The organism is Devosia pacifica (genome assembly GCF_014652635.1).
In the GTDB taxonomy this organism is placed as follows: domain Bacteria; phylum Pseudomonadota; class Alphaproteobacteria; order Rhizobiales; family Devosiaceae; genus Devosia; species Devosia pacifica.
On sequence record NZ_BMZE01000001.1, the window covers coordinates 1,027,182 to 1,053,903 of the forward strand.

The window sequence follows — 26,722 nt, forward strand, 5'->3', positions numbered from 1 at the left end:
GCCAGCCGCAACGTGTACGGTGAGCAGGATCGAACGATTCGTAAGTTATTACGCGTGCGGCAAGTTCACGAAGTATTTGCGTAGGATCCGGACCTGATTCCGGCCGCTCCCAAACCAGAGTTGCCAAGGCGGAACCAATGTCACTCATCCAGATCGAGCCAGACCGGACAGTTCATCCGGTAGACATCATCGAACACATTGCATCCATCAATGACTGGACGTTCGAGCGTCAGGATGCCGACGAAATTTCAATCTCCGTTCGCGGTGGCTGGAGCGACTATCACGTCTCCTTCAACTGGATGGAGGATCTGGAATCCCTTCACATCGCTTGTGCATTCGATCTGAAAGTACCGGAGGCCCGACGCGCCGAGGTGCAGCGCCTGATAACTCTGGTCAACGAGCAGCTGTGGATTGGCCATTTCGACAGCTGGAACAAGGAAGGCGTCGTTCTGTTCCGGAACTCCCACCTCCTCACCGGCGGTGCAGAAGTTTCGCCGCAGCAGTGTGAAGCCCTTCTTCGCTCTGCGACGGATAGCTGCGATCTTTATTACCAGGCGTTCCAGTTCGTCGTCTGGGCCGGCAAGAGCGCTCAGGAAGCACTTAGCCATGTCATGTTCGAGACCGTGGGCGAAGCATGAGCAGCACGCTCTCAGGTGTCGGTACGGTTGTTCTGGTCGGAGCCGGCAAGATGGGCATGGCCATGGCAGGCGGCTGGCTCGAGTCGGGGTTACAGGCTGAGAAGCTCGTCCTCGTTGACCCCACCCCCGGCGACGCCACACTGGCGTTTGCCAGCAAACACGGACTGCGCATTGCCGAACGCGTCGACATTGAACCGAGTGTACTGGTTCTTGCCGTAAAGCCGCAGATCATCCAGTCGGTCTTCGAGCAGGTTAAGCCGGCCATCGGCGAAAAGACTTTAGTGGTTTCGGTTGTGGCGGCCATCTCGATCGAGCGGATGTCTGCCGGCCTCGGCACAAACCGCATAGTGCGCACCATGCCCAACACCCCTGCGCAGATTGGCAAGGGGGTTACGGGAGCCGTGCCCGGCCCTGCTGCGAATGCGGCCGATCGAGACATCGCTGAGGCCCTGCTCATGGCGGCAGGCGATGTGAACTGGTTCAACACCGAAAGCGATCTCGACCTCGTCACTGCTGTCTCGGGGTGCGGCCCCGCCTATGTCTTTCATCTGGTCGAGGCCATGGCTGCAGCGGGTGAAAGGCTCGGGCTTCCCGAGGACGTTTCGATGCGGCTGGCACGTGGCACTGTCATCGGCGCAGCGGCACTGATGGATGCCGACAGAGAGAGCAGCGCCGCTCTGTTGCGCCAGAATGTGACGTCGCCCAATGGTGTCACCGCAGAGGCACTGAAGGTCTTGATGCGTGATCCCGACGGCCTAACCGATCTGATGTTCGAAACGGCGCAAGCTGCGAAGGCGCGGAGCGAGGAACTTGGGCACGACTAAGACCGCGCCTTTCCTGCTGAGAGCAGCTGGCGCCGCACGGCTTCGGCCCAGGTCTTTTCGTCCTCGAGCCCCATTTCGGCAAACATCGCGCGTGCCAAATCAACATCGACGCGCCCTGCCATGATGTCGATCTGATCTCCAACGAGCCTATATCGCTGCAAATGCGCCAGAGCGAGATTTGTCTTGGTGATCGCCCACTCGCGGGGCACCACGCTCCGGGTACGGATTTGCAGGGCGCCCCCGAGACATCGCAATGCCGTCGCCAGAAGCTTCTTTTGTGTCGATTCGTTCGTCTCATGCTGTGACAGCATGACAAGCGCCGCACCCAGATTGTTCTGAACTTCGGCCCGAAGCAGCGCATCGTCGAGGACGTCCTTCTCCCCCAGCGCTTCCTCATTGGCACCGCAAAGCTCGACAAGCGCTTCGCGCGTGTCGAGGGAGCCGCGCGCCAGCTCGCTCGCCCGCTGCAAGGCGGTTCGCAGAGGTTGGCGAAGAAACTCCAGAACCATGATCTAGAGGCGTTGTGTGAGGTTCAGATGATCGAGCATCGGACGGTCGCTCGATTCCACCATGTGCACGAAAAACTGCCTAACCTTGTCGGCTGTTTCAGGCGGAAGTGACGCAATGGCGGCATTAATCCGGCGCGCCTGCGATTCTGACAGTACCGCGAAGAACTCGCGCCCGAGCTGTGTGGCGTACAATAGCCGCTGGCGTCGATCGGCCGGGCCCGGTCGTTGCTCGATGTAGCCATTGTCGATGAGCTGGCGCAAGACGCGCGCCAGTGACTGCTTGGTGATCTTCAGGATATCCAGCAAGTCGGCAACGGTCATGCCTGGCTTCAAGTTCACGAAATACAGCACTCGATGGTGCGCGCGCCCGAACCCCTGCCGTTCCAACAATGCATCGGCATCGCCCACGAAGTCGCGATACGCAAAAAAGAACAAGCCCATGATATCGAGCGGCATATCCGGATCATGCTGCGAGTCAGAATTTATGTCAGCCTTGTTGACATTTATTTCGCTAGCTGCCATTGTCCACTCATCAACACCGCTCTTGCGAGTTATCCCAAAGCCGTTCCGGTTTGCCAAGGCCCGGCGGCTATTGCATCATCAGCGGCAATGATGTCCGGCGCACCGGACCACGCAACACTTCTGAGTGGGAGAGGACAATGTCAGGCCTGCCGATGGACCAGCGCGAGGGCTGGATCTGGTTCGATGGCGAAATGGTGCCCTGGAAGGACGCCAAGATTCATGTGTTGACCCACGGTCTGCACTACGCCAGCTGCGTATTTGAAGGTCAACGCGCCTATGGCGGCGAAGTCTTCAAGCTGCGAGAGCACACGGACCGCTTGATTGCCTCAGGCAAGACCCTGGATTTCACCATTCCGTGGTCAGCCGACGAGATTGACGATGCTTGCCGGCAGGTGCTGTCGAAGAATGATCTGGTCGACGCCTATATGCGTCCGGTGGCATGGCGCGGTTCGGAAGAGCTAAGTGTGCCGGCACGCAACAACACCGTTCATCTGGCGATCGCCGCCTGGGTGTGGCCGAGCTACTTCTCGGTTGAAGAGAAACTCAAGGGCATTCGTCTTGAATGGTCGAAGTGGCGCCGCCCGGCTCCCGACACCATCCCGTGCAAGGCAAAGGCGGCAGGTCTCTACATGATCTGCACGCTGTCCAAGGACGCCGCAATGGCAAACGGCTATTCCGATGCCTTGATGCAGGACTATCGGGGCTATGTCGCTGAAGCGACTGGCGCCAACGTGTTCTTCGTCAAGGGCAAGGAAATCCATACGCCGCAGCCGGATTGCTTCCTTGACGGCATTACCCGCCGCACGGTGATCGGGCTTGCGAAGGCTGCCGGCTATACCGTGATTGAACGGCACATCAATCCGGAAGAACTCGGCAAGTTCGACGAGTGCTTCCTGACTGGCACGGCTGCTGAGGTCACCCCGGTGTCGCTGATCGGCGACTACAAGTTCACGCCGGCCGAGGCATGCCGCACGCTGATCGATGCCTATGCCAAGGAAGTGCAGCCAAAGCAGGCAGCGGCGGAATAAGCGCCAACGGCGTAATACGAGTTCAAAAGGCGGTCGCGGGGCCGCCTTTTCTACGTTTGCTCCCAGCGCAAGCGCGCCACCGCGTCAGCCGCTACTGGCTCGACCCACTTAGATCCGTCGGCGGTCTCTTCTTTCTTCCAGAACGGTGCGTCCGTCTTGAGGTAGTCCATCAGGTACTGCGCTCCATCGAAGGCGGCGCCACGATGTTCGGCAAGGGTCATGACCTGCATGATCGGCTCACCCGGTAGCAGGCGACCGTGGCGATGGATGATGTGCGCCTCAGCGAGCGCAAACCGATCGACCGCACTTCGGCGAATGGCCTCGATCTCGTTGGTGGCCAGTTCCACATAGCACTCGAGAATCAACGCGGTGATGGGCCGTTCGTGTGTGGAGCGCACGACGCCGGTGAACACCACTCCGGCCCCAATGCCGCGTGCGCCGGCAAGAAACTCGGAGTAAGCGGCACCTGGATCGAACGACCCGGTTATCACCTCAACGCTCACGGCGTCTCATCCCGCGGTCATAGGTGGCAAGATCGCGACGGAGTCCGCCCCGGCCAATGGTGTCTGCGGCGGCACAATCCTCGCATCTACGGCGAACTTGAAGATGCTGCGCTTCTCAAGAGCCGCGGCCAATACTTCGTCGCGTTGTGCAAGCCAATCGACCAGATCGGTAACGGTCTCGACCTCAGCAGGTGGAGCGACCTCGTCCTCTGACCGATCGAGACGCTCTCGCAGCCATGCAAAATAGAGAACCTTCATTCTGGCTGCTCATCCGAGAATGCCGGCATCGCGCTGTTGAAGTACTGAATGCCCGTCCACACGGTGATGATCCCTGCAATCCACAGCACAACATCGCTGAGAAGCGTCAGCACCGGAAGCGCCGGCTCCAGCAAGATCAGTGTCACTGCAACCAGCTGCAGCGTCGTTTTCCATTTGGCGAGCTTTGAGACGTGAAGCACAACCTGCGAATTGCCGAGATACTCGCGCAGGCCCGAAATGAAGAATTCGCGAAACATGATCGCAAGGACCGGCACCAGATCCAGCGCCGACAGGCTCCCATCCCACGCCAATGCAACGAGCAAGAGCCCGACGAGCAACTTGTCAGCGATCGGGTCGAGCATGCGACCAAACGCCGACACCTCGTTGCGGCTCCTTGCAAGGTAGCCGTCCACCCAGTCGCTGCCCGCGGCGATGGCGAATAATACCGCCGAAGCTACACGCAATGCCCCATCGTCTGCTGACATCAGCAATATGATCACCGGGATCGTGGCGATGCGAGCGATCGTGATAATATTGGGCAGATTGAGGATGCTGGACATGGACGGAGACAATAGCATGCCGGGTCCGAGGTCAAGCTACGGCAGATCACGGTTGGAGCTCGTGCCGCTTACGTGCTGGCAGGTCTCCAGCCTAGTCAGCCTTGCCCTTCAGCTTTGCCAGTTCGTCCTTCAACTGGTCAATTTCTTCGCTCTGCACCTGAACGAGCTCGCGCAGGGCATCGAAATCCTCGCGCTTGACCAGATCCATATCGGCGATAATGCGGTTGGCTTGCGCGCGCATGACTGTTTCCGCTTCCCGGCGGACCCCGTCCGCAACGCCGGCCGCCTCGTTCATCAGGCGTCCGAGATCGTCGAAAATCCTGTTGTTCTGATTCATGGCCGTATTCCTGAAGCTGGTGTGGTCAGTTCGCCTATAGCGCCTTTTTAGGGGTTTGTGGGCGGCTTGACCAGAGCGGGTGAAATGGCAATGGTCCGCCAACCCTTATGGAGCGACATCGCGTGCCCTTTCCCGAGATCGATCCCGTCGCCTTTTCGTTCGGCCCGTTCACAGTGCATTGGTATGCGCTGGCCTATCTGGCTGGGGTCGGTCTGGGCGCTGCATACGGCTACGCGCTGCTCGCAAGACGATCCCTTTGGGCACGTAATGCGCCGCCATTCCCGGCCCCCGATATCTGGGACTTCGCCTCCTGGGCCGTGCTGGGCATCGTCGTCGGAGGCCGTCTTGGCTACGTACTTTTCTACAACCTGCCCTATTACGTCTCGAACCCAGCGGAGATATTCGCCGTCTGGGATGGAGGCATGGCGTATCACGGAGGCATGCTGGGGCTTGTTGTCGCGGCATTGCTGTTCACGCGAAAACGTGAGGGCAATTTGTGGTCGGCAGTCGACCTTTTGGCCTGCGTCGCCACCATCGGGATCTTTCTTGGGCGCCTCGCGAATTTCGTCAACGCCGAACTCTACGGCGCCCCGACCGATGTGCCTTGGGGGGTCGTATTTCCAACAGACCCGTTCCAGGTTGCGCGCCATCCAAGCCAACTTTACGAAGCCGTGCTCGAAGGTTTGCTGTTGTTCGTCATTATTCGCATTGCAACGCACGTCTTCCACGGTCTGCGCAGACCTGGCCTCGTCACCGGGATATTCGGCATCGGCTACGGCCTGTCGCGGATTGCGGTGGAGTTCGTTCGTCTGCCGGACGCCCAGATTGGCTACATCTACGGCGGCTGGCTGACGATGGGCCAAGTTCTCAGCCTGCCAATGGTGCTCATCGGCATCGGCTTCGTCGTCTATTCTTCCCGGAGGTCCAATGTCAGAGCCTGAATCCCGAGAACTTTCGGACCTCATCGAGATGCAGATCCGCTCTCAGGGGCCGATGTCAATCGCCAGCTATATGGGCCTTTGCCTGACGCATCCCAAGCAAGGCTATTACCGCCGCGCTGACCCACTTGGGGCTGCTGGAGACTTCGTCACCGCACCGGAAATCAGCCAGATGTTCGGTGAACTGGTCGGCTTCTTTCTTGTTAATCTGTGGCAACAGATGCAAGAGCCAAACCCCTTCAATCTGCTCGAACTCGGCCCAGGACGCGGCACTCTGATGAGCGACATCATGCGCGTCGCCTGCCGCGCCGAAGGTTTCCGAGAAGCCGTGCGCATCAATCTGCTCGAAACCAACCCTGCACTGATCGAGCAGCAACGCCTGCAACTGAGCGAGTACCAGCCAAAATGGGTGGACGAGTTCGATGAACTGGAAGATGGGCCGCTACTGGTTGTTGCCAACGAGTTCTTTGACGCACTGCCGATCCGCCAGTTCGTGCGCGATGCGGATGGCTGGCGCGAGCGGTTGGTCGGGCTGATCGATGACAGGCTGGGCTTCGGGCTTGGGCCAACCGCGATACCGCCCACGGCAATGCCGGAAGCTGTGCAGAATGCGGAACCGGGCGAGGTGTTTGAGGTCGGCATCACCGCCGGAGAGGTGATGGGCCGCCTCGCGGTGCAGGTCGCACGACGCGGTGGCGCCATCCTCGCCATAGATTATGGCTACCCCGAAACCGGCGTGGGCGAGACCCTCCAGGCCGTGCGCCAGCATCGCTACGCTGATCCACTTGAGGCCCCGGGAGAAACTGACCTTTCGGCCCATGTCGACTTCAACGCGCTCAAGGCCGTTACCAGTCGCACCGGCCTCGAGGTTCATCCGCTGCTGGACCAGGGAACCTTCCTCTGGCGGATGGGGATTGGCGAACGCGCGGCTGCTCTCGTGAAAGCCAATCCTGATCATGCCGACGCGATTACCGTCGCGAGAGACAGGTTGATCGGTGAGAAAGGCATGGGCACGCTCTTCAAGGCATTTTGCGCGGCGAGCCCCGGCCTGAAACCGCACGGGTTCGTGGAGTGATTCCTTACGAGCAAAGCGCACTACTGAACGTGCCCGCCCTGCGGCACGGTTTTTTTGGTCGTCGCGGCGGCGTCTCTGCGGCTCCCTACGCTTCGCTGAACGCAGGTGCCAGCACCCAAGACTCGCCTGAGGATGTAACAACGAACCGGGCGAGAATCGCTGCAGAACTCGGCTTTCCCTCTGACAGTCTTGTTGTTCTCCGCCAGATCCACTCCGCCCGCGTGGAGGTTCTCGAAGCTGTTCCGTCAGGCACGATAGAAGCCGACGGCATGGTGACGACCACCGTTGGTCTGGCACTTGGGATACTGACTGCCGACTGCACACCGATACTGCTGGCCGATCCCGCTTATGGCGTCATTGGCGCCGCTCACGCCGGCTGGCGCGGGGCCCGTGATGGTGTGCTCGAGGCGGTCATCGATGAAATGCTGGCACGCGGCGCGCGACACGAAACGATCGTGGCAGCGATCGGCCCTACAATTTCGGCAGAGAATTATGAGGTGGGTGCCGAATTCATGGCTCAGTTTCTTGCGACCAGACCCGAAGCGGAACCGTATTTCACCAGGAACAATGGCGCACGTGAGCACTTCGACCTGCCGGGCTATGTGGGTTCACGGCTGCGCGCATCCGGCGTCAGTAAAATCGAACGGGTGGGCGGCTGCACCTATGCAAGCCCGGAAACCTACTATTCGCATCGATACGCGACGCATCACCAGACGACGACCGGACGCCAGTTGGCGGTGATCGCTCGTCACAGGATATAGATTCATTCACCCAGGCGTCATCTGCTGCATTGCGCTGCTCGTTTCAGGCCGCTAAACGTGCCCCCGAAACTGGGGTGCGCCCACGGGTTTGCGGCGCATGTTGAAAACAGGATCGTGCGATGAAACTGGTCACTGGCAATTCCAACCGCCCTCTGGCCGAAAGCGTCGCCAAATATCTTGAACTCCCCCTGACCGACTGCGAGGTCAAGCGGTTCGCCGACAACGAAATTTTTGTTGAGATCCAGGAAAATGTACGCGGCGAGGACGTCTTCGTCCTGCAGTCGACATCGTATCCTGCGAACGACAACCTGATGGAACTGCTGATCATCTGCGACGCGCTGAAGCGCTCCTCAGCACGGCGCATCACGGCGGTGATCCCCTACTTTGGCTACGCCCGTCAGGACCGCAAATCGGCATCGCGCACGCCGATTTCCGCCAAGCTGGTCGCCAACCTGATCACCGAGGCGGGCGCAAACCGGGTGTTGACGCTTGATCTGCACGCCGAACAGATCCAGGGCTTTTTCGATATACCCACAGACAATCTATTTTCCGCCCCCGTCATGGTGCGCGACATCCGCGACCGGCACGACCTCGAAAAGGTGATGATCGTTTCGCCCGACGTCGGCGGCGTGAAACGCGCACGAAACGTTGCCAGCCGCATTGGCGCGAACCTTGCCATTGTTGACAAACGACGCCCCCGCGCCGGCGTTTCTGAAGTGATGAACATCATCGGTGATGTCGAAGGCCAGACCTGTATCCTTATTGACGACATCATTGATTCCGGGGGCACTTTGATCAATGCCGCCGAGGCCCTGCTCAATGCCGGCGCCAAGGATGTATCCGCCTACATCACCCACGGAGTCTTGTCAGAGAATGCGTCGGCACGCATCGCGGCATCGAAGCTCAACGAACTCGTCGTGACCGATTCCATTCTTGCCACTCCGGAGGTGTCCTCAGCACCCAACATCCGCAAGCTATCGATCGCATCGCTTATTGGCGAGGCAGTCGCCCGCACCGCGAGTGAGCAAAGCGTCTCCAGCCTGCTCGACTAGGCTCGCCGTCCCGTCGGATTGCTTGCGCAACGCCAGCCAATGCTCTATATGCGCGCGCCATGAAGCGCTCGTCACCCCTGGAGGACGGGCGCGCATGCTTTCGTGGTGATTGCATGCACCAGCCCATGAAATGGATATACCATGGCACAGACCGCAGAGCTTAAAGCTCAGGCGCGTGACCGGGTCGGCAAGGGGGCCGCTCGTGCACTGCGTCGTCAGGGACTCGTCCCTGCCGTCATCTACGGCGACAAGAAGCCTCCGATGAGCATCGCCCTCCCCTACAACGAGATCCACAAGGCGATCTATTCCGGCGGCTTTCTGTCGCACGTGATCAATCTGGATGTCGATGGCACCAAGCACCGCGTGATCCCGCGCGACTACCAGCTGGAAGTGGTGAAGGATTTCCCGATCCATGTCGACTTCCTGCGCGTTGCCAAGGGCGCGACGCTCGATGTTGAAGTGCACGTGACGTTCATCAACGAGGATGCAAGCCCCGGCCTGAAGCGCGGCGGCACGCTGAACATCGTTCGCCACACGGTCTCCGTCACGGCCCCGGCCGAGTCGATCCCGGAAGAGATCGTCGTCGATCTGACAGGCACCGAGATCAACGATTCGATCCACATCTCGTCTGTGACCCTTCCGCAGGGTGTGACGCCGACGATTACCGACCGCGACTTCACCATCGCAACCGTTGTGGCTCCGTCCAGCCTCCGGTCCGCTGAGTCCGAAGACGGAGAGTCTGAGGCCGACGAAAGCGACGATTCTGAAGAGGAATAGTCCTCGAACGCTCTTGCGTGTTAGTAATGGAGGCGGCCTTCTGGCCGCCTCTTTCATTTGTGCAGGCACAACACATGAAACTGCTCGTCGGCCTCGGAAATCCGGGCGCACAATACGAAAACAACCGTCATAATATCGGCTTCATGGCGGTGGACGAGATTGCACGCGCGCACAATTTCGGCCCGTACCGCCAAAAGTTTGCCGGTCTGCTGGCCGAGGGCACTTTGAGTGGCGAGAAGGTGCTTTTGCTCAAGCCGCAGACGTTCATGAACCGCTCCGGCGACAGCGTTCAGCAGGCGGCTCAATTCTATAAGCTATCCCCTGCCGACATAACCGTCCTATATGACGAGCTCGACCTGGCCCCCGGCAAGGTGCGGATAAAGGCCGGTGGCGGTAATGGCGGCCATAACGGCCTTCGCTCCATCGATCCTCAACTTGGGCGTGACTATCGCCGCGTCCGGCTGGGAATTGGGCATCCCGGAAGCAAGGAACTGGTGACCCCGCACGTCCTCGGCGACTTTTCGAAAGCCGATCGTGAGTGGCTTGTCCCCCTGCTGGAAACGCTTGGCGCCAATGCGGACCTGCTGGTGAGCGGCGAGGACGGCAGCCTGATGAACAAGATTTCCCTCGCGGTCGCCGGCCCCGAGTCGACCGCTCCACAGAAAAAGCGTGCAACTCCACCCGAACCAGCCGCCGCTCCCGCTGCAAAGGGCCGAAGCCATGTCCGCCAGGCCCGGCAGCCGCGTACGCAGGCCGAATTGCCAAAATCCGGGCCGATGGCCGACATGCTCAAGAAGCTCTTCAACAAGGATTGATCCGTCAAGCCGGCTTCCTAGCAATCACAAACACCGCCTTTTCTGCGCTCGGTTGCCAGTCCTCCAGAATCTCGAACCCGGCTTTGCGATGGCAGTCCAGCAAGGCTTCATGGGTCATCACATCGAGGAACGGCAGCAGGCCGATGGCGCGCCCGAGCGGGGCGACATACCTGAGAAATCCTAGACGGGTATCAGCCACACACGCAGTGCTAGAAACAAACACGCCGCCAGGTTTAAGCATCGTATAGACCGTGTTCACCACGGCCTGCTTGTCTCGCACCAGATGCAACACGCTAAGGCCTAGCACCGCATCAAAGCTGGCGCGCCCAACGTCATAGGCTTCGATCCCGGCAACTTCGAAGTGAACGTTATCGATGCCGGCCCCTCGTGCCTTTTCGCGCGCGATCGAAATCATTTCCTTCGAAAAATCGATAGCGACGATGTTGGCGACATAAGGCGCGTGCAGCAAAGCCGTGGATCCTGTGCCGCAGCCGAACTCCAGAACTTGCGATTCGCTCGAAAGATATCGGCGCGTTCTGTGCAGCTTCTCCTCATAAACAGCCTGATCAGCCACAGGCTGTGCCGCATAGCGGCGCGCCATGCGGTTCCAAAACCGTGCGTCTTCTGCCATCACTTCCCCTGAAAAGTGGGCATTTGCCCATTGAAATAGCGCATGCTCGCGCCCGGAGCTAATTCTCGACCGAGTTGCTTTACAAATAGGCAGCCCCACACACTTGCTTATAATCGCACCGTAACCACTTGACGGCTTCGTCAAAACGAGGCTCGATGTCGACAAGTGAGTGCAGAAGAAAAATTAGCACCACGACGGAACTGTTTCAGCAGCAACTGCTGGCACAGAACCAGGTCAGGTTAGGAAACAAAGGCAACAATGATGAAAAAGCATATTGTGATGCTCGCCGCGGCCGCCACTCTGGCGACGACCGCCTCGACGTCGATGGCGCAAACTCTCGATGCTGTGGAAGAAAACGGCTACATCCAATGCGGCGTGACTGAAGGCGTTCCCGGCTTCTCATTCCCGGATGAGAACAACAACTGGACTGGGCTCGAAGTGGATTTCTGCAAGGCCATGGCCGCAGCCATCTTCGATGACCCGGAGGCAGTCCGCTACACGCCGCTGACCTCGCAGGTCCGCTTTGAAAGCCTTGCGAACGGCAATATCGACGTTTTGTCTCGCACCACCACTTGGACGATGAGCCGCGATACGGATCTTGGTATCTCGTTCACAGGAACAATGTTCTACGATGGCCAGGGCTTCATGGTTCGTGAAGATTCCGGCGTCACATCTGCGCTCGAGCTTTCCGGCGCAGCAGTCTGCATCGAATCCGGCACCACAACCGAGCTGAACGCTGCGGACTACTTCGCTGCCAACGATATGGATCTGTCGAACGCCGTCGTGTTCGTCAACCAGGACGAAGTGGTTCAGGCCTATCTCGACGGCCGCTGCGACGTGTTCACCACGGACTCGTCTGCTCTTGCTGCAGAACGCTCGACCTTCTCCGATCCGGACGCTCACGTTATTCTGCCGCAGATCATCTCCAAAGAGCCGCTTGGCCCATCCGTGCGCTCTGATGACTGGCAGTGGTTTGACATCGCCAAATGGACACTGTTTGCGATGATCAACGCCGAAGAGCTGGGCGTGACGTCGGAAAACGTCGACGAGATGCTCGAGTCCGATAATCCGGCGATCCGTCGTCTGCTCGGTGTTGAGGGCGAATTCGGCGAGCCAATCGGCCTTCCGACCGATTGGGCCTATCGGATCATCAAGCACGTCGGCAATTACGGCGAGTCCTATGAGCGCCATGTCGGTGCCGACACGGATATCAACATCCCGCGCGGTGTGAACCAGCTCTGGACCAATGGCGGCATCATGTACGCGCCGCCGATCCGCTAAACTAACTTGTCTCTTGCGCCCGGACACTTTCGTGCCCGGGCGTATTGTCTAACGGTCACGCGCGATACCGTGTCCGTTCCGACAACGGCAGGTTGAGGAACCCGACACATGGCAGACGTCTCGGAGAAGCGATCGGGCAAAACTGCCCGTTCATCGATCGACCCTTCTCTTTTTTATAATCCGACGGCTCGCGGTATTGCGTACCAGGCCCTTCTTCTTATCGGCGTGGCCCTGCTGTTCTGGTGGCTGCAAAGCAATGCCGCCGCCAACATGGCAGCCCAAGGGCGCAATACCGGCTTTGGCTTTCTGAATTCCACAGCTGGCTTCAACATCAGCTTTACTCTTTTCCCGTTCGACAGAAACTCAACCTACGGCGAAGTCTATCTTGCCGGCATACTGAACACGCTGCTCGTTGCGGCGGTCGGTATCGTGCTCGCAACCATTGTCGGCTTCATCCTCGGCGTCGCCCGCCTGTCGCCGAACTTCCTGATCCGCAAGCTGGCGATGGTTTATGTCGAAGTAGCGCGCAACGTGCCGCTTCTGCTGCAATTGCTCTGCTGGTACTTTGTGCTGCTCAACGCGATGCCGCCAGTCGCTCAGAGTTATGGTGGTGTCGAAGTCGGCGAGGCCGGTCTCGTCGTTCTTAATCAGCGCGGGCTCTATATGCCCAGGCTGATGACGGACGGCCGGTTCATCGCTTTGCTGATCTCGATCGTTGTGGCAGTTGTCATAGCCGTTTGGTTTCGTCGCCGGCAGGTAAAGGCGATGATGGCGGAAGGCACACGTAAGCCGGTGCTTCTGCCAATGCTGGGAATAATCCTGATCATTCCGATCGTCGCCTACTTTGTCTTCCAGGTGCCGGTCGCGTTCAACCTGCCCGTACGTCAGGGCTTCAATTACGCCGGCGGATTCGTCGTACCGCCTGAATTTACTGCGCTCGTCGCCGGCCTCGTTTTCTACACTGCGGCCTTTATCGGCGAGATTGTTCGAGCAGGCATTCAGGCCGTCAACTACGGCCAGGTGGAAGCCGCTGCAGCACTCGGGCTCAAGGATGGCGACAGGCTGCGGCTCGTCATCATCCCGCAGGCGATGCGCATCATCGTGCCGCCTCTTACCAGCCAGTACCTCAATCTGACGAAGAATTCGTCGCTTGGTGCGGCCATCGCCTTCCCCGAACTGGTCAACGTTTTCATGGGCACCGCAATCAATCAGAGCGGTCGTGCTGTTGAAATTGTAGCGCTCACCATGGCGGTCTATCTCACCTTCTCGTTGGTCACGTCGCTATTCATGAACTGGTACAATTCGCGCGTCGCGCTGGTGGAGCGTTGAGTCATGGCTGATAGATCATTGACCTATGTTCGTACCGAAATGGCCGAGGCTTTGCCGCCGCCAAAGAGTACGACCGGCATCTCCGCCTGGATGCGCGAGAACCTGTTTTCATCGCCAGCCAACTCTTTGCTGACGATTGTCGGCCTCGCGTTGATCATCTGGCTTGCCATTCCGATATGGAACTTCCTCGTTGCCGATGCCGTCTTTTCCGATCCCGAGGGACTGCGCGGCGAGGCGTGCCGTTTCGAAGGCGTCGGCGCCTGCTGGATCTTCATCCAGGCACGGTTCAGCTTCTTCATTTACGGCTTCTATCCGCCCGAGGAAATCTGGCGCATCAACCTGATGTTCCTCATCGGCGTGATCCTGATGATCCCGCTTCTGGCGCCGCGCGCCCCGTTCACGCGCACAGCTGCGGTGTTGTTTTTCCTGGTGTTCCCGTTCGTTGCCTTCTTCCTTATGGCAGGCGGGATCCTGAGTCTTGAAAGCGTTCCAACCAATCGCTGGGGCGGCCTGACGCTGACGCTGATCATCTCGCTGATCGGGATCATCGTCTCCATGCCGGTCGGCATCCTGCTGGCTCTTGGCCGTCAGTCTCGCCTGCCGGTCATCAAGGGGTTCTGCATCGCCTTCATTGAGCTTTGGCGTGCGGTACCACTGATCACCGTGCTGTTTATGGCATCGGTGATGTTCCCTCTGTTTACACCACAGGGCATGCAGCCCGACGTGCTGCTACGCGCCATTATCGGCATTTGCCTGTTTGAATCCGCCTATATGGCCGAGGTGGTGCGTGGCGGGCTTCAGGCAATTCCACGCGGACAGAGCGAAGCCTCCTTTGCCCTTGGCCTCAGCAAGCCTAAGACCGTCGCTCTCATCACCCTGCCCCAGGCGTTGAAACACGTCATACCAGGCATCGTGAACACGTTCATTGCCCTGTTCAAGGACACTTCGCTCGTGTCGATTATCGGCATTTTCGAGTTGCTCAACACGGTGCGCGCGGCAAGTTCAGACATCGCCTGGCAGTTTCCGACAGATGCGGTGACCGGCTACATCTTTGCCGGCTTCGTCTTCTGGCTGTTCTGCTTTGGCATGTCCCGCTATTCGATCTACATGGAAAACCGGCTCCATACCGGTCACAGGAGATAATCATGACAACAGCCATGGAGGCTCCGCAGGCCGACCGCTCCCGCATGGCGGTATCCGAAACGGATGTCGCCGTCGAAATCATCGGCATGAACAAGTGGTTCGCCGATTTTCACGTACTTCGTGACATCAATCTGAAAGTTATGAACGGCGAGCGCATCGTTATCGCTGGCCCTTCAGGGTCCGGCAAATCGACGCTGATCCGCTGCATAAATCGTCTTGAGGAGCACCAGGACGGGCAGATCATTGTCGATGGTGTTGAACTCACTAACGATCTCAAGCGCATCGACGAGGTGCGGCGCGAGGTTGGCATGGTGTTCCAGCATTTCAATCTGTTCCCGCACCTGACGATCCTGCAGAATCTGACGCTGGCGCCGATCTGGGTCCGTGGCACGCCGAAGGCAGAGGCGGAGGAATCCGCCATGAAGTATCTTGAGCGGGTGAAGATTCCCGAGCAGGCGAACAAATACCCAGGTCAGCTTTCTGGCGGACAGCAGCAGCGTGTGGCTATCGCCCGGTCTCTGTGCATGAACCCTAAAATCATGCTCTTCGACGAGCCGACCTCAGCCCTCGATCCCGAAATGATCAAGGAAGTGCTGGATGTGATGGTCAAGCTGGCGGAGGACGGGATGACGATGATCTGCGTCACCCACGAAATGGGCTTCGCCCGGCAGGTGGCCAATCGCGTCATCTTCATGGACCAAGGTCAGATCATCGAGCAGAACGAGCCGGAAGAGTTCTTCTCGAATCCGCAGCACGAGCGGACCAAATTGTTCCTAAGCCAGATCCTGCACTAGAGGCCCAAACCAAAAGGCTCGGCAAGCCAAAGCTTGCCGAGCCTCATCCGTCAGGAAGGAACGACGGATCAGGGAAGTAGCGCCACGTCGCGGACCATCCCCATGTCTTCGAGCCCCTCGATCATGCCGAGTTCGGTCGCTTCTCCACTTTCAAGATCGACCGTATAGAGCACGTTTGCGGCAACGAGGTAGGCAGTGTTCTCGAGCGCCTCGTTGGACATGATGTCGAAGGCATAGTGGTCCGCGCCGTCAATGCCCAGCTTTCCAATAGCAGCCAGTGTGCCGTCGTTCGGTGCGATCTGCTGGATCAACGCCACGATGGTTGCATCGATATCGTACATGGCGGTTGATTCAGGCTGGCCGTAGGAATTGGTGTAGGCCGCAGCAACAATGTCCGGGGTTTCTCCCGCGTGCATGTCCGCGCTCTCGAAAGCCAGTGAGCCATCGACAGTCACCGATCCATCGTCGACATTGGCGCGCAGGTTCGTACCATCGGTCCCCATGAAGCGAAGGCGGTCGGCCATTGGATTGAAGTCAACGATCGCATCGACACCTTCGGGAAGAGTCTCTGACAAAGTAGAGGCTTCAGTTGTCTCGCCGGTGTCGAGATCAATGGTTACGACGCTCGTGCCATCGGCGACGCCATAGAGCATGTCGTTGGCGGGGCGGACGTCGATGCCGTGCAGCATCTCGACGCCTGCGGCTTCCATGGTGCCGCTGACTTCGAGCGTTTCCGTATCGAACATGACGAGCGTGCGGTCGCCTATCAGACCGATCGCAGGTGCGGCCTGTGCAACGGTGGTAAGTGCGACAAGTGCGCTGCCGGTGAGAAGGCCAAGCGATAGAGTACGGGTCATAGACGTCTCCTGATACTGGTTTCAGTGAAGGGTTCGTTCCCGTCACACTCGCTGTACACACGAGAACCGTCCGCTGGATGCAGGCAGAAAAAATATTTGTGGGTTGGTAGGCTAACCCCGGTTCGATGTGTATCGATAAGCCTCGCGCAGGAGGAATTGCATGCTCGCTGGGGCCCCGAACACAGATGACGCCGATGGCCTGATCCTGCGGATCGCGAAAGGCGAACGTGCCGCTCTCGCCAGCCTTTTCGATGCCGAAGGCGCCCGGCTCGTCGCTGTGGCACAACGCATCGTGCGGCGGCGGGATCTTGCCGAAGAAGTTGTTCAGGAGAGCTTCCTCGCCATCTGGCGAAGCGCAACCCAATTTGATAGCAGCCGCGGCTCTGCGCGTGCTTGGATCACGAGAATCGTTCGCAACCGCGCACTCAATTTACTGAGAGACGGCCACCGTATGGACTATCACGATACAGAGACGCTGACGGATCTCGGCGATCGTGCTGCTGACGCTATGGCCGCGTTCGATGCGCTGGAGGAACGCGATTCTTTGAAGCTGTGCCTGTCACGTCTGGATGAACCGAAGCGCCGGGCGATCCTGCTCTGCTATGTCACCGGCCTGAGCCACGGGGAGGTGGCAGCGACACTCAAGGCACCCCTAGGGACTGTGAAGGCCTGGATACGGCGAGGCACCATTGCCTTGCAGGACTGCCTGTCATGACCAGGGAAGGGAAACAGGCCGCCGCCGGCGACTATGTCCTCGGCACGATGAATGGGCCCGAACTGCGTGCCTTCGAACAGGAGTTGGCAAGCGATCCGGAACTGGCGCACCTCGTTGCCGATCTGTCGGACCGTATGCTCTCGCTGGACAATGTCTCCGAAACCGAGGCGCCGGCAGCGCTTTGGGCGCGTATTGAAGCCGCGTTGGATAATCCGGCTACGGACGAGCCACAAACGACTGTGGTCCCAATCTCTAAGAAGACCTCGCAGCAGGCGCCCGGCACTCCTTGGATGGCGCTGGCAGCCTGCGCGGTGGTAGCGCTGGGCTTTGGGTACATACTCGGCGCGACGACGCTGGCTCCGCCGGAACCAAGGGTCATCGCCGTGTTGCTTGATGAGACCAGTGCAAGCCCTGCAGTAATCGTCGAAGCTTTCGGCGATGACAGCGTGCACCTCGTCCCCCTAGAAACCTTCGAAGTACCGCAAGGGCAGGTCCTTGAGGTCTGGACCTTGCCTGATGCAGAAACCGGCCCTGTTTCGCTTGGTACACTGGATGAGACCCGTGAGGCGATGCTGACCGGGCCCGACCTGCCGGAGCCGCAACCCGGGCAGCTCTATGAGATAACGCTGGAACAGGCTCCAGGGTCTCCCACCGGTCGCCCGACTGGCCCGATCCTGGTCAAGGGTTTCGCCCGAAATCCCGTCCTTTAGCAGCTTAAGCTGCCCGGCATTGACATCGAAGCTCATCCCGCCGAAGGAGAGGCCAACGAACGTTTGGAGGATCCGATGGGATTCAAGATGGGCATTGTCGGGCTGCCCAATGTCGGCAAATCGACCCTGTTCAACGCTTTGACGCGTACTGCTGCCGCGCAGGCGGCCAACTTTCCATTTTGCACGATCGAGCCGAATGTTGGCGAGGTCGCCGTGCCGGATGAACGGCTCGGCAAGCTGGCCGAAATCGGCAAGTCCTCAAACGTCATTCCCGCAAGGATGAGTTTTGTCGACATTGCAGGGCTGGTGAAGGGCGCCAGCAAAGGCGAAGGCCTTGGCAATCAGTTCCTGGCCAATATCCGCGAATGCGATGCCATTGCCTATGTGCTGCGCTGCTTCGAGGATGACAACGTCCTGCACGTCAATAACCGGGTCGACCCGCTTGCTGACGCGGAGGTCGTGGAAACCGAACTGATGTTGGCCGACCTCGAAAGTCTCGAAAAGCGCCTCCCCGCACTCGAGAAGCGTGCCAAAGGCGGCGACAAGGAAGCCAAGGTTACCATCGACCTCATCCATCGTTCTCTGGCACTGCTTCGTGAAGGACAGTCGGCGCGCCTAGTAGAGCGCAGCGCCGAAGAGGAGAAGGCTTTCCGCGAACTGCAACTGCTGACCAGCAAGCCGATTCTTTATGTCTGCAATGTCGACGAAGGCTCGGCGGCAACCGGCAATGAGAACTCGCGCAAGGTCGAGCAATACGCGAAAGAGCGTGACGCTGGCGTGGTGGTGATCTCGGCCGAGATCGAAAGCCAGCTGGCACAGCTGCCAGATGAAGAGCAGGCTGAATATCTCGGAACGCTGGAACTCAAGGAACCGGGACTGAATCGGCTTATCCGCGAGGCCTACGACCTTTTGGGCCTGCAGACCTATTTCACGGTAGGACCGAAGGAGGCCCGCGCCTGGACGATCCACAAAGGTGATCGGGCACCTCAGGCCGCCGGCGTGATCCACACCGATTTCGAGAAAGGCTTCATTCGCGCACAAACCATCGCCTTTCAGGATTTCGTCGAGCTTGGCGGCGAAGTGGCAGCCCGCGATGCCGGCAAGGCACGAGACGAAGGCAAGGAATACGTCGTCAAGGATGGCGATGTGATGATGTTCAAGTTCAATAACTAGCGATCTGTCGACGGCCCGCCTGTTGCGAGCCGTTCGGCACAATGTGCGGTACTTGTCAGCCGCAGGCGGTCGGGCCAATCTCTGATCATGCAGCGATTCGCCCTCATCACCGCCCTTCTTGCAGTTTCAGCGCTACCCGCCATGGCTCAATCCGCCAATGGCAGTTGGGGATGCAGGGACACGGACGCACGCGATGCAGGGATCCTGACGATATACGGCCCCGTCTATGGCTTCGCCTCGACCGCTTATGGCGATCCGGCCTCTGGCACGGGCACCATGACCGTTTATACCGATGGCGTAGCCTTTGAAGCCGGGCCGCTGATGGTGGAAAAGGGCATAGAGGCCGGACGTCTGGTGGCGGACCCATCCTACGGCACAGCAATCCAGCTTGAGACCAGTCAGGCAGTCGCCATGCTCTGCACCCCGATAGGGCCCTAAGAAGGTCTGCCAACGACTAAAGGTCGACGGACGCAATAATTGCTTAGCCGAGCCGACCTAGTCCCCGGCGAATGTCAGCACTGCATGCACATCGACGCCGTTGTCACGCAGCTTCTCGGCTCCGCCGATATCTGGAAGATCGATGACGAAACTGGCCTTATCGATAGTGGCGCCAGTTCGCCGGATCAAATTGACGGCAGCAATTGCTGTTCCGCCTGTTGCGACAAGATCGTCAACAAGCAGAACATTATGGGAAGCATCGAGCACGTCGTCGTGGATCTCGATCGTATCAACCCCATATTCCAGTGCGTAATTCTGGCCGATCGTCTGGCCCGGCAGCTTGCCCTTCTTGCGCACCGGAACAAAGCCCAAGCCCAAGGCCATTGCGACACCGGTGCCAAAGATGAACCCACGCGCCTCGATGCCAGCCACATGAGTGAAGCTGTGTTCCCGGACAGCCTCCGCCATGCGCTCTATCGTAACCCTCAGGCCCTGCGGATGTTCAATGAGGGTTGTAATGTCTCGGAAAAGGATACCGGGCTTTGGATAATTGGGAATGGCGCGCACAAGCGCCTCTAGGTCGAGCCTATCCTCGTAAAGCGTCATGATCAGCCTTGCCCAATTGTGTCAGCGCGCGCGCCGCCCGGTAATATGCCGGGCTAGAACGCCGGCATTGTAGGCAGCGCTGCGTGTCGCTGCAATTGCTGCGTCACGTGTTTGAGGATTAGACAAGGCGGAACGAACCCCGGCTCGCACCAGGGGGTTGCGGCTCAAGGTGACCGCGGCCCCGGCAACGGCAATAGCCAAACGCATGACCGGCATCGACTTTCTCCCTGCAATCAAGCCCCCAATAAATTGCAACCCCTCGCCGAGTTGGCAAGAGGTTGCATGATCACGTCAGCGCGTTAGAGCCGAAATCAGTTGAGCCAGATGCCGTCATCGATTTCGGGCAGCACCTGCTGCCGGTTCTCTGGACTATCGGCGAACCGTGCCAGCACTTCCGCCCGGCTCATGCCATTGTCCATCTGCTGATTCCAGTAGTTGAGCCCCGACTGATCGGCGCCACGATCAAGCACATTGAAATAAAGCTCGTTGATGAAGGCATCGTCCGGCAAGTTAGTACCATAGAGCTCGCGAAACTCGGGCGAGTCGATGAAGATCGCCGCGCTGCGGATAAGCGACTGGCCGTTGTCCGTCGCCTCGACGTAAAAGCTCAGTCCGTCGATATCCGGGTCACGGCCAAAGGCAGCCTGATACAGGCGATACATGTATCCGGCGCTACCATTGATATCGAGCGCCAGCGTTCCGTTAGCAAAGTCGAGACGCTCAACATCGAACAAGGAAACGCCGTTCACAACCACGGTGTTTGTATTCTGAACGTCGATGCTGTAGCTGCCGGATTGCTGCTGGAAATATACCGTATCCCGACCGCCCTCGCCGTCATAGTACTCGCCGACCTGGGCGAAATAGACGAAGTTGTTGCCGTTATCGCCCGATACGATCCCGCCGCCTCCGCCGCCGCCGGACCCTTGGATGTCGGAGATCGCCACCGTGTAGCTTATTGGCTCAGCACTGCCGCCATAGAGCTGGCCAGCGTTATCATAAAGGGCCCCGGCAATATCGACCGTCACTGTCTCGCCTGACCGCGGGGAGATACGCAATTCGAAGTCGGTCTCGTCGTCGTAGACGATGAAGCCGCGGTCGGCGTAATAGTCCGCGAGCTCATACGCGGCATCGCTGAAGCTGGCGTTCGTGAAGTCGACATATGCATATTCTTCGAAGAAGGATTGCCCGTAGACACGCACGATCAAAGCCGACGCATAGTTCGCATCGTTATTCGCCAGCTGATCATCGTTGATGGTGAGGTTGAAGGAGCTTAGCCCCGAGGTGGGTATCACGAACCGATCGTCCGTGTTGTTTCCGTAGCCGAGGTCTTCATAAAAAATCTGGTTCTGCGAACCCGGACGAACTGTCGAGAACTGACGTGTCTCGTATGCCATGAAAAGCTCCTCAAATTACCCGTGGCCGCTGGGCCGTGATCGCGAGACTGTACCTGCTCGCCTGAACGGCGAATGAATGCATCATTGGCCGCTGCCCGCCCGCATTTGCCAAACAATCGCGCACGGTTCCGGTTCCCACCGCACAAAAAAAGGGGGCCGAAGCCCCCTGTTCTCTCTTCTCAAAGAACACAAGATCAGTGTTCGATACCCTTCCAGATCCGGCTCTTGGTCGCGTACATCAGGCCGGCGAACAGGACCAGGAACAGAATGACGCGGAAGCCGGCTGCCTTTCGCGAAGCGAGGTGCGGTTCGGCAAGCCACATCATGAAGGCAGAGACATCTCGAGAGTACTGCTCGACCGTTTCAGGCACCTCGGCACCACCGGCCTCGGCATCTGCATAGTCGACAACACCGTCAACGAGCGGCGGCGGCATCGAGATCGCGTGGCCCGGATACACCTCGTTGTAATACTGGCCCGGCTGCAGATCGAAGCCCTCGGGCGCTTCCTCGTAGCCCGTCAGCAAAGCGTGGATGTAGTCAACGCCGCCTTCCTGATAGGCAGTGAAGTAATTGAATGCCCATGTGGGAAACGGATCACTCACACCGCGCGCTTTTGCCAAAACCGAAAAGTCGGGGGGAAGGGCCCCGCCGTTTGCGTCTCTCGCAGCCTGGTCGCTCGGGTAAGGCGACGGCCAGCGATCTGCCGGAATAGCAGCACGGGTCTCTCCATCAGCGCTGTCGTCCGGCACCTGGTATTCAGCCGCGAGGGCGCGAACCTGTGCCTCTGAGAAGCCAGGACCACCCTCCTCTGAAAGATTGCGAAAGGCGAACAGACGCGCGCTGTGGCAGCTCGCGCAGACTTCACGGTATACCTGAAAGCCACGCTGCAACTGGTGCTCGTCATAGGTGCCGAAGATACCGGCGAAACTCCAGTCCACACGATCGATGTGCGGGGTCGAGTGCCCGCCACCTTCTTCCGCCGCCAGGGCTGGGCCTGCAAGCAAAGCCCCAGCCAGAGCGATAGCAGCGATTACGATACGATTTGACATCATGCTCTTTTGCCCTGTCCTCACGCGTGCGCTTTCTTGAGCACGCTTTCGGAAATGCTGGTCGGCAGCGGCTTGGGTGTCTCAATGCGTGAGAGCAGCGGCAGGATGACCAGGAAGTAGATGAAGTAGTAGGCCACACAGATTTTGGCGAGCAGCGTGTAGATGCCTTCCGCCGGCTGCGCACCAAGATAGGTCAGGCCGATGAAGTTGATCACGAACAGCCAGTAGAACCAGCGGAACAACGGACGGAAATTGCCCGAACGTACCGGCGACCGATCAAGCCACGGCAGCACCACCAGCAACAGCATCGAGCCGGCCATCGCGATGACACCACCGAGCTTGGAGTCGATGAACAGCACGTTGAAATCGATAGCGCGCAGGATGGTGTAGAATGGCAGCAAGTACCACTCAGGCACGATGTGTTCCGGGGTAACCTGCGAGTTCGCCTGAATGTAGTTGTCGGGGTGGCCGAGAATGTCGGGTGCAAAGAACACGAACCACGCAAATGGGATGAGGAACACCACCATCGCGAACATGTCCTTCATCGTATAGTACGGATGGAAGGGCACCGTATCGCGCTTCGACTTCACCTCGACGCCAATCGGGTTGTTGTTGCCCGGCACGTGCAGCGCCCAGATGTGCAACGCAACAACTGCAGCGATGATGAACGGCAGCAGATAGTGCAGCGAGAAGAAGCGGTTGAGAGTCGGGTTACCCACCGCAAACCCGCCGCGCAGCAACACCTGCAGGCTCTCGCCAACGATCGGCACGGCCGAGAAGATGTTGGTGATAACGGTTGCGCCCCAAAAGCTCATCTGACCCCAAGGCAAAATGTAACCCATGAAGGCAGTTGCCATCGTCAGGATGAAGATGATGACGCCGAGGATCCACAAGATTTCGCGCGGGGCTTTATACGAGCCGAAATAAAGCCCGCGGAAGATGTGAATGTAGAGCGCCGCAAAGAACATCGAGGCGCCGACGGCGTGCACCGCCTGGATAATACGCCCACCGTTGACGTCGCGCCGAATGTGTTCGACCGAGTCGAAAGCCATGGCGATGTTCGGCGTGTAGTGCATCGCAAGCACGATGCCAGTGATGATCTGGATGCCTAGGCACATCACCAGAATGGCACCAAAGGTCCAGAAATAGTTCAGGTTCTTCGGTGTCGGAAAGTCCATCAGGTGCTCTTTGGCAAACCTGACCACGGGAAGCCGATCATCAAGCCACTTCTCGGCACCGTTTGACGGCGAATATGTTGAATGCTCTGACATCGGAACCCCGTTAGCCGATCTCGATCATGGAGTCGGTGAGAAACTCATAAGGCGGCACGACCAGGTTAGTCGGAGCCGGACCGCGCCGGATACGCCCGGATGTGTCGTACACAGAGCCGTGGCAAGGACAGAACCAGCCGTCATACTCACCGGACTCGCCGACAGGAATGCAGCCCAGATGCGTGCAGTTGGCGATCATCACCAGCCACTCTGCATGGCCTTCCTTGACACGCGCAGCGTCCGTCTGCGGATCCTTGAGTTCGCTCAGCGGGGTCTCGCGCGCCGTTTCGATCTCTTCTTCCGTGCGATGGCGCACGAATACCGGCAAGCCTCGCCAAAGAATGGTCACCGACTGCCCAACTTCGATGCCATCCAGGTTGAAGCGAATGGTCGCCAGCGCCAGCGTCGAGGCGTCGGGATTGAGCTGATTGATCAGGGGCCAGGCGACGGCCCCTACACCCACCGCCGCAACGGCGCCGGTTGCGACGTAAAGGAAATCCCGCCGCGTTGTTTGCGTTTCTGCTTGCGTAGCCAAAGTGCTTGGTCCCCGTACGATAATCAGCGACGGACCGGCGCCACGTGTGGTCGAATTCGTTGCGGGAACGGAATCGCCCACCGGCCGCCACAAAGCGGCCCGTCATTTGGCGACCCTTTTTGCACTACCGCTACGGCTTGTCCAGTATGGCTAAGGGTGACAAGGGCCATATGCGACACTATACCCGCCCCTTTCGCGGCTTCTTGCACGAACTCGCCGGGATTTGGACGCAAATGGCCATCGACCTCGTTCTTTATCAACCCGACATCGCCCAGAACACCGGCACATTACTGCGCTTCGGAGCCTGTTTCGGGGTCGCAGTCCATGTCATCCACCCCACCGGCTTTCCATTTTCGCGCGCAAGCCTGCGCAGAGCCGGCCTCGATTACCTCGATCTTGTCGAATTGTTCGAGCACAACAGTTTTGCAGCCTTCGAAGAATATCGGCAGCAAGCCGGAAGACGGCTGGTTCTCGGAACCACCAAGGCTGCAAATGGCGCCTATGACTTTGCCTATCGCGGCGATGACCTGATAATGGTGGGGCGCGAAAGTGCTGGCGTGCCCGACGAAGTGGCTGACCGTGCTGATGCGCGCGTCCGCCTGCCAATGCGCGAGAATTTGCGCTCGATCAATGTGGCGCTGGCCGGAGCCCTGCTAATCGGTGAGGCGAAACGTCAGACCGATCAGTTCAAGGACCTGAAATGACTGCCCTGCCCGTACTGGATGACCAGACTGAAACCCGCAAGGAACGCGCCAGCGCCTGGTTTCGCAATCTGCGCGACATGATCTGCGCCGAATTCGAGAAAATTGAAGATGAAGTCGTAGAGCCGAACTCCGAAATGGCGCCGGGCCGCTTCGAACGCACCCCTTGGGATCGCACGGATCACCGTGGCGAGCCCGGCGGCGGCGGTGAAATGTCGATGTTGAGCGGCAGGGTATTCGAGAAGGCGGGTGTCCATATCTCTACGGTCCACGGCGAATTTACCCCCGAATTTGCGCGCCAGATCCAGGGCACCGAGGCGGGCGCCAGCTTTTGGAGCTCGGGCATCTCGCTGATCGTGCACCCCTGGAACCCGCACGTACCTGCGGTTCACATGAACACCCGCATGATCGTCACCGGCAAGCAATGGTTCGGCGGCGGTGCCGACCTTACCCCGGTCCTTGACCGTCGCCGCACGCAGGACGATCCAGACTCTATAGAGTTTCACGAAGCGATGCGAATGGCATGTGAAGGCCATCCGGGCATCGACTATCAGCGCTTCAAGGATTGGTGCGACGAATACTTCTTCCTGCCGCACCGCAACGAACCGCGCGGTATTGGCGGTATTTTCTACGATCACCATAATTCCGGCGATTGGGAGAACGATTTCGCTTTCACGCAGGATGTCGGCAAGGCTTTCCTCGACATCTACCCCAAGCTCGTGCGGAGGAATTTTGAAACGCCCTGGAACGACGAGGAGCGCAACGAGCAACTGATCCGTCGCGGGCGCTATGTCGAGTTCAACCTGCTCTATGACCGCGGCACAACTTTCGGCTTGAAGACAGGCGGAAACGTCAATTCCATCCTCTCGTCCATGCCCCCGGCGGTTCGCTGGCCCTAGGTTTCGGACTCGGCGCGGCGGGCGCGTTTCAACGCCAGACGCTTCTGCCGCGCTGTTCGGAACCTGATCACCAGCCAGCGCACAAGCACATAGAACAGCGCGAATACCAGCACCGCAATCGGAATCGCACCGATGAACATGGTCTGGAACGTTGGCCAGATGGCATCGAGCCCGCCTGCAAAAAGACCCTGGCTTAGTTGTTCGCCAGTGCTCTCAAACCGGGCCGATTCGGCGAGGCTTACATCGCCACCGCCGAGCAGACGGTGCCCAACTTCATAAGAGAGGGCAAAAAATAGCGGAAAGGTAAGCGGGTTACCCCATACGGTGCCGATCGCCGCGGCAACCATATTTCCACGCACAAGGTATGCCAGAACGAACCCCAGCAGAAAGTGCAGCCCCACCAGCGGCAGCATCGATACAGCGGCCCCGGAAGCGACACCTGCCGCAATGGCATGTGGCGACGCTGAAAGCCGAAGCACGCGTTTGCTCAGATACGTGCCATAGCGTCGCCAGCCCATTTTGGGCCACAGCGTGTTTCTGAGCCTGCCAAGAAAACTTGACGCCATGCGTCCATTCCGTGCTGCTTTAGATCCGGGCAA

33 protein-coding genes are annotated in these 26,722 nt (G+C 59.0%); 19 read left to right on the forward strand and 14 right to left on the reverse strand.

Annotation, left to right across the window (positions count from 1 at the left end; translation table 11 throughout):
• Positions 1-137: 137 nt before the first annotated feature.
• Together IE127_RS05220 and proC are read left to right on the forward strand one after the other, a co-directional pair.
• Positions 138-638 carry a type III secretion system chaperone family protein gene (locus IE127_RS05220; protein WP_189424033.1) on the forward strand — a complete coding sequence of 167 codons (501 nt, stop codon included), beginning with the start codon at positions 138-140 and terminating at the stop codon, positions 636-638.
• Positions 635-1,462, forward strand: a complete 828-nt coding sequence (gene proC / locus IE127_RS05225; RefSeq protein WP_189424035.1) for a pyrroline-5-carboxylate reductase — start codon at positions 635-637, stop codon at positions 1,460-1,462. The genes IE127_RS05220 and proC overlap by 4 nt, the downstream gene beginning before the upstream one ends.
• Here proC and IE127_RS05230 read toward each other — a convergent pair.
• Both IE127_RS05230 and IE127_RS05235 read right to left on the reverse strand, forming a co-directional pair.
• Complete coding sequence (locus tag IE127_RS05230; RefSeq protein WP_189424037.1) at positions 1,459-1,932, reverse strand: hypothetical protein; 474 nt, start codon at positions 1,930-1,932, stop codon at positions 1,459-1,461. The genes proC and IE127_RS05230 overlap by 4 nt on opposite strands.
• A gap of 42 nt (positions 1,933-1,974) precedes the next feature.
• Entirely contained in the window at positions 1,975-2,427 is a 453-nt protein-coding gene (locus tag IE127_RS05235) for a MarR family winged helix-turn-helix transcriptional regulator (protein WP_244639995.1), read from the reverse strand.
• A 203-nt stretch (positions 2,428-2,630) separates the two neighbouring features.
• On the opposite strand from IE127_RS05235, the gene IE127_RS05240 reads away from it, so the two are divergent.
• Positions 2,631-3,521: a branched-chain amino acid aminotransferase gene (locus IE127_RS05240; RefSeq protein WP_189424039.1), complete on the forward strand. Its 891-nt coding sequence runs from the start codon at positions 2,631-2,633 to the stop codon at positions 3,519-3,521.
• A gap of 50 nt (positions 3,522-3,571) precedes the next feature.
• Here IE127_RS05240 and IE127_RS05245 read toward each other — a convergent pair whose 3' ends face one another.
• The 4 genes from IE127_RS05245 to IE127_RS05260 all read right to left on the reverse strand — a co-directional run bounded on the left by IE127_RS05245 (position 3,572) and on the right by IE127_RS05260 (position 5,179).
• Positions 3,572-4,024 carry a molybdenum cofactor biosynthesis protein MoaE gene (locus tag IE127_RS05245; protein ID WP_189424041.1) on the reverse strand — a complete coding sequence of 151 codons (453 nt, stop codon included), beginning with the start codon at positions 4,022-4,024 and terminating at the stop codon, positions 3,572-3,574.
• Positions 4,025-4,030: 6 nt separating this feature from the next.
• Positions 4,031-4,282 (reverse strand): molybdopterin converting factor subunit 1, encoded by a 252-nt coding sequence (moaD, locus tag IE127_RS05250; protein WP_189424043.1) that lies wholly within the window; start codon positions 4,280-4,282, stop codon positions 4,031-4,033.
• The gene (pgsA, locus tag IE127_RS05255) at positions 4,279-4,860 is read right to left on the reverse strand and encodes a CDP-diacylglycerol--glycerol-3-phosphate 3-phosphatidyltransferase (RefSeq protein WP_244639938.1); all 582 of its coding nucleotides are present in this window, start codon (positions 4,858-4,860) and stop codon (positions 4,279-4,281) included. The genes moaD and pgsA overlap by 4 nt, the downstream gene beginning before the upstream one ends.
• A gap of 73 nt (positions 4,861-4,933) precedes the next feature.
• Positions 4,934-5,179, reverse strand: a complete 246-nt coding sequence (locus IE127_RS05260; RefSeq protein WP_189424045.1) for an accessory factor UbiK family protein — start codon at positions 5,177-5,179, stop codon at positions 4,934-4,936.
• A gap of 107 nt (positions 5,180-5,286) precedes the next feature.
• Here IE127_RS05260 and lgt point away from each other — a divergent pair, with 107 nt between their 5' ends.
• The 6 genes from lgt (at position 5,287) to pth (ending at position 10,597) form a co-directional block, all read left to right on the forward strand.
• Positions 5,287-6,120, forward strand: a complete 834-nt coding sequence (gene lgt / locus IE127_RS05265) for a prolipoprotein diacylglyceryl transferase (protein ID WP_189424046.1) — start codon at positions 5,287-5,289, stop codon at positions 6,118-6,120.
• Entirely contained in the window at positions 6,107-7,192 is a 1,086-nt protein-coding gene (locus tag IE127_RS05270; protein WP_244639942.1) for a class I SAM-dependent methyltransferase, read from the forward strand. Before lgt ends, IE127_RS05270 begins: the two co-directional genes overlap by 14 nt.
• A complete protein-coding gene (pgeF, locus tag IE127_RS05275) occupies positions 7,189-7,953 on the forward strand; it encodes a peptidoglycan editing factor PgeF (protein WP_189424047.1) in 765 nt (254 codons plus the stop codon). Before IE127_RS05270 ends, pgeF begins: the two co-directional genes overlap by 4 nt.
• A gap of 119 nt (positions 7,954-8,072) precedes the next feature.
• Positions 8,073-9,005, forward strand: coding sequence for a ribose-phosphate pyrophosphokinase (locus tag IE127_RS05280; RefSeq protein WP_189424048.1), 933 nt, complete (start codon positions 8,073-8,075; stop codon positions 9,003-9,005).
• A gap of 141 nt (positions 9,006-9,146) precedes the next feature.
• Positions 9,147-9,782: a 50S ribosomal protein L25/general stress protein Ctc gene (locus tag IE127_RS05285; RefSeq protein ID WP_189424049.1), complete on the forward strand. Its 636-nt coding sequence runs from the start codon at positions 9,147-9,149 to the stop codon at positions 9,780-9,782.
• Positions 9,783-9,856: 74 nt separating this feature from the next.
• The gene (gene pth / locus IE127_RS05290; protein WP_189424050.1) at positions 9,857-10,597 is read left to right on the forward strand and encodes an aminoacyl-tRNA hydrolase; all 741 of its coding nucleotides are present in this window, start codon (positions 9,857-9,859) and stop codon (positions 10,595-10,597) included.
• A gap of 4 nt (positions 10,598-10,601) precedes the next feature.
• Here the strand turns inward: pth and IE127_RS05295 are convergent, their stop codons facing one another.
• On the reverse strand, positions 10,602-11,372 hold the full coding sequence (locus IE127_RS05295; protein WP_210310421.1) for a class I SAM-dependent methyltransferase: 771 nt from the start codon (positions 11,370-11,372) through the stop codon (positions 10,602-10,604).
• Between the two features lie 117 nt (positions 11,373-11,489).
• On the opposite strand from IE127_RS05295, the gene IE127_RS05300 reads away from it, so the two are divergent.
• From IE127_RS05300 to IE127_RS05315, 4 genes are all read left to right on the forward strand, one after another.
• The gene (locus IE127_RS05300; protein ID WP_189424051.1) at positions 11,490-12,509 is read left to right on the forward strand and encodes an amino acid ABC transporter substrate-binding protein; all 1,020 of its coding nucleotides are present in this window, start codon (positions 11,490-11,492) and stop codon (positions 12,507-12,509) included.
• Between the two features lie 108 nt (positions 12,510-12,617).
• Positions 12,618-13,838 (forward strand): amino acid ABC transporter permease, encoded by a 1,221-nt coding sequence (locus IE127_RS05305; RefSeq protein ID WP_189424052.1) that lies wholly within the window; start codon positions 12,618-12,620, stop codon positions 13,836-13,838.
• Positions 13,839-13,841: 3 nt separating this feature from the next.
• Complete coding sequence (locus IE127_RS05310; RefSeq protein ID WP_189424053.1) at positions 13,842-14,981, forward strand: amino acid ABC transporter permease; 1,140 nt, start codon at positions 13,842-13,844, stop codon at positions 14,979-14,981.
• A 2-nt stretch (positions 14,982-14,983) separates the two neighbouring features.
• Positions 14,984-15,775 carry an amino acid ABC transporter ATP-binding protein gene (locus tag IE127_RS05315; protein WP_280516634.1) on the forward strand — a complete coding sequence of 264 codons (792 nt, stop codon included), beginning with the start codon at positions 14,984-14,986 and terminating at the stop codon, positions 15,773-15,775.
• 68 nt (positions 15,776-15,843) lie between these two features.
• Here the strand turns inward: IE127_RS05315 and IE127_RS05320 are convergent, their stop codons facing one another.
• The gene (locus IE127_RS05320) at positions 15,844-16,632 is read right to left on the reverse strand and encodes a DUF4394 domain-containing protein (RefSeq protein WP_189424055.1); all 789 of its coding nucleotides are present in this window, start codon (positions 16,630-16,632) and stop codon (positions 15,844-15,846) included.
• Positions 16,633-16,792: 160 nt separating this feature from the next.
• On the opposite strand from IE127_RS05320, the gene IE127_RS05325 reads away from it, so the two are divergent.
• From IE127_RS05325 to IE127_RS05340, 4 genes are all read left to right on the forward strand, one after another.
• On the forward strand, positions 16,793-17,347 hold the full coding sequence (locus tag IE127_RS05325; protein ID WP_189424057.1) for a sigma-70 family RNA polymerase sigma factor: 555 nt from the start codon (positions 16,793-16,795) through the stop codon (positions 17,345-17,347).
• Positions 17,344-18,057 (forward strand): anti-sigma factor, encoded by a 714-nt coding sequence (locus IE127_RS05330; protein WP_189424059.1) that lies wholly within the window; start codon positions 17,344-17,346, stop codon positions 18,055-18,057. Before IE127_RS05325 ends, IE127_RS05330 begins: the two co-directional genes overlap by 4 nt.
• A gap of 75 nt (positions 18,058-18,132) precedes the next feature.
• Positions 18,133-19,230 carry a redox-regulated ATPase YchF gene (gene ychF / locus IE127_RS05335; protein ID WP_189424061.1) on the forward strand — a complete coding sequence of 366 codons (1,098 nt, stop codon included), beginning with the start codon at positions 18,133-18,135 and terminating at the stop codon, positions 19,228-19,230.
• Positions 19,231-19,317: 87 nt separating this feature from the next.
• Positions 19,318-19,668, forward strand: coding sequence for a hypothetical protein (locus IE127_RS05340; RefSeq protein WP_189424063.1), 351 nt, complete (start codon positions 19,318-19,320; stop codon positions 19,666-19,668).
• Positions 19,669-19,725: 57 nt separating this feature from the next.
• On the opposite strand, the gene IE127_RS05345 is transcribed toward IE127_RS05340, so the two are convergent.
• From IE127_RS05345 to petA, 5 genes are all read right to left on the reverse strand, one after another.
• Positions 19,726-20,274: an adenine phosphoribosyltransferase gene (locus tag IE127_RS05345; protein WP_189424065.1), complete on the reverse strand. Its 549-nt coding sequence runs from the start codon at positions 20,272-20,274 to the stop codon at positions 19,726-19,728.
• Positions 20,275-20,585: 311 nt separating this feature from the next.
• Positions 20,586-21,668, reverse strand: coding sequence for a DUF4214 domain-containing protein (locus tag IE127_RS05350; RefSeq protein ID WP_189424067.1), 1,083 nt, complete (start codon positions 21,666-21,668; stop codon positions 20,586-20,588).
• Positions 21,669-21,862: 194 nt separating this feature from the next.
• Positions 21,863-22,720, reverse strand: a complete 858-nt coding sequence (locus tag IE127_RS05355; RefSeq protein ID WP_373297282.1) for a cytochrome c1 — start codon at positions 22,718-22,720, stop codon at positions 21,863-21,865.
• 17 nt (positions 22,721-22,737) lie between these two features.
• Positions 22,738-23,988, reverse strand: coding sequence for a cytochrome b (locus tag IE127_RS05360; RefSeq protein WP_189424070.1), 1,251 nt, complete (start codon positions 23,986-23,988; stop codon positions 22,738-22,740).
• Between the two features lie 10 nt (positions 23,989-23,998).
• The gene (gene petA / locus IE127_RS05365) at positions 23,999-24,523 is read right to left on the reverse strand and encodes a ubiquinol-cytochrome c reductase iron-sulfur subunit (protein WP_189424072.1); all 525 of its coding nucleotides are present in this window, start codon (positions 24,521-24,523) and stop codon (positions 23,999-24,001) included.
• Positions 24,524-24,756: 233 nt separating this feature from the next.
• Between petA and IE127_RS05370 the strand changes: the two genes are divergently transcribed.
• Both IE127_RS05370 and hemF read left to right on the forward strand, forming a co-directional pair.
• A complete protein-coding gene (locus tag IE127_RS05370) occupies positions 24,757-25,227 on the forward strand; it encodes a tRNA (cytidine(34)-2'-O)-methyltransferase (RefSeq protein ID WP_189424074.1) in 471 nt (156 codons plus the stop codon).
• Positions 25,224-26,123: an oxygen-dependent coproporphyrinogen oxidase gene (gene hemF / locus IE127_RS05375; RefSeq protein ID WP_189424076.1), complete on the forward strand. Its 900-nt coding sequence runs from the start codon at positions 25,224-25,226 to the stop codon at positions 26,121-26,123. Before IE127_RS05370 ends, hemF begins: the two co-directional genes overlap by 4 nt.
• Here the strand turns inward: hemF and IE127_RS05380 are convergent.
• The gene (locus IE127_RS05380) at positions 26,120-26,689 is read right to left on the reverse strand and encodes a DUF2062 domain-containing protein (RefSeq protein WP_189424078.1); all 570 of its coding nucleotides are present in this window, start codon (positions 26,687-26,689) and stop codon (positions 26,120-26,122) included. The two genes, hemF and IE127_RS05380, sit on opposite strands and share 4 nt — an antisense overlap.
• Positions 26,690-26,722: the final 33 nt, after the last annotated feature.

Bases quoted from the DNA above. Each gene is read 5' to 3' on its own strand.
- pgsA (WP_244639938.1), bottom strand. From the start codon at position 4,860: ATGCTATTGTCTCCGTCCATGTCCAGCATCCTCAATCTGCCCAATATT.
- IE127_RS05370 (WP_189424074.1), top strand. From the start codon at position 24,757: ATGGCCATCGACCTCGTTCTTTATCAACCCGACATCGCCCAGAACACC.
- IE127_RS05285 (WP_189424049.1), top strand. From the start codon at position 9,147: ATGGCACAGACCGCAGAGCTTAAAGCTCAGGCGCGTGACCGGGTCGGC.
- IE127_RS05240 (WP_189424039.1), top strand. From the start codon at position 2,631: ATGTCAGGCCTGCCGATGGACCAGCGCGAGGGCTGGATCTGGTTCGAT.
- IE127_RS05315 (WP_280516634.1), top strand. From the start codon at position 14,984: ATGACAACAGCCATGGAGGCTCCGCAGGCCGACCGCTCCCGCATGGCG.
- IE127_RS05300 (WP_189424051.1), top strand. From the start codon at position 11,490: ATGAAAAAGCATATTGTGATGCTCGCCGCGGCCGCCACTCTGGCGACG.
- proC (WP_189424035.1), top strand. From the start codon at position 635: ATGAGCAGCACGCTCTCAGGTGTCGGTACGGTTGTTCTGGTCGGAGCC.
- IE127_RS05280 (WP_189424048.1), top strand. From the start codon at position 8,073: ATGAAACTGGTCACTGGCAATTCCAACCGCCCTCTGGCCGAAAGCGTC.
- IE127_RS05355 (WP_373297282.1), bottom strand. From the start codon at position 22,720: ATGATGTCAAATCGTATCGTAATCGCTGCTATCGCTCTGGCTGGGGCT.
- IE127_RS05310 (WP_189424053.1), top strand. From the start codon at position 13,842: ATGGCTGATAGATCATTGACCTATGTTCGTACCGAAATGGCCGAGGCT.
- IE127_RS05330 (WP_189424059.1), top strand. From the start codon at position 17,344: ATGACCAGGGAAGGGAAACAGGCCGCCGCCGGCGACTATGTCCTCGGC.
- ychF (WP_189424061.1), top strand. From the start codon at position 18,133: ATGGGATTCAAGATGGGCATTGTCGGGCTGCCCAATGTCGGCAAATCG.
- pth (WP_189424050.1), top strand. From the start codon at position 9,857: ATGAAACTGCTCGTCGGCCTCGGAAATCCGGGCGCACAATACGAAAAC.
- IE127_RS05345 (WP_189424065.1), bottom strand. From the start codon at position 20,274: ATGACGCTTTACGAGGATAGGCTCGACCTAGAGGCGCTTGTGCGCGCC.
- IE127_RS05305 (WP_189424052.1), top strand. From the start codon at position 12,618: ATGGCAGACGTCTCGGAGAAGCGATCGGGCAAAACTGCCCGTTCATCG.
- IE127_RS05270 (WP_244639942.1), top strand. From the start codon at position 6,107: ATGTCAGAGCCTGAATCCCGAGAACTTTCGGACCTCATCGAGATGCAG.
- IE127_RS05325 (WP_189424057.1), top strand. From the start codon at position 16,793: ATGCTCGCTGGGGCCCCGAACACAGATGACGCCGATGGCCTGATCCTG.
- IE127_RS05235 (WP_244639995.1), bottom strand. From the start codon at position 2,427: ATGCCGCTCGATATCATGGGCTTGTTCTTTTTTGCGTATCGCGACTTC.
- IE127_RS05260 (WP_189424045.1), bottom strand. From the start codon at position 5,179: ATGAATCAGAACAACAGGATTTTCGACGATCTCGGACGCCTGATGAAC.
- lgt (WP_189424046.1), top strand. From the start codon at position 5,287: ATGGAGCGACATCGCGTGCCCTTTCCCGAGATCGATCCCGTCGCCTTT.
- hemF (WP_189424076.1), top strand. From the start codon at position 25,224: ATGACTGCCCTGCCCGTACTGGATGACCAGACTGAAACCCGCAAGGAA.
- IE127_RS05360 (WP_189424070.1), bottom strand. From the start codon at position 23,988: ATGTCAGAGCATTCAACATATTCGCCGTCAAACGGTGCCGAGAAGTGG.
- IE127_RS05320 (WP_189424055.1), bottom strand. From the start codon at position 16,632: ATGACCCGTACTCTATCGCTTGGCCTTCTCACCGGCAGCGCACTTGTC.
- IE127_RS05220 (WP_189424033.1), top strand. From the start codon at position 138: ATGTCACTCATCCAGATCGAGCCAGACCGGACAGTTCATCCGGTAGAC.
- moaD (WP_189424043.1), bottom strand. From the start codon at position 4,282: ATGAAGGTTCTCTATTTTGCATGGCTGCGAGAGCGTCTCGATCGGTCA.
- IE127_RS05380 (WP_189424078.1), bottom strand. From the start codon at position 26,689: ATGGCGTCAAGTTTTCTTGGCAGGCTCAGAAACACGCTGTGGCCCAAA.
- IE127_RS05340 (WP_189424063.1), top strand. From the start codon at position 19,318: ATGCAGCGATTCGCCCTCATCACCGCCCTTCTTGCAGTTTCAGCGCTA.
- IE127_RS05350 (WP_189424067.1), bottom strand. From the start codon at position 21,668: ATGGCATACGAGACACGTCAGTTCTCGACAGTTCGTCCGGGTTCGCAG.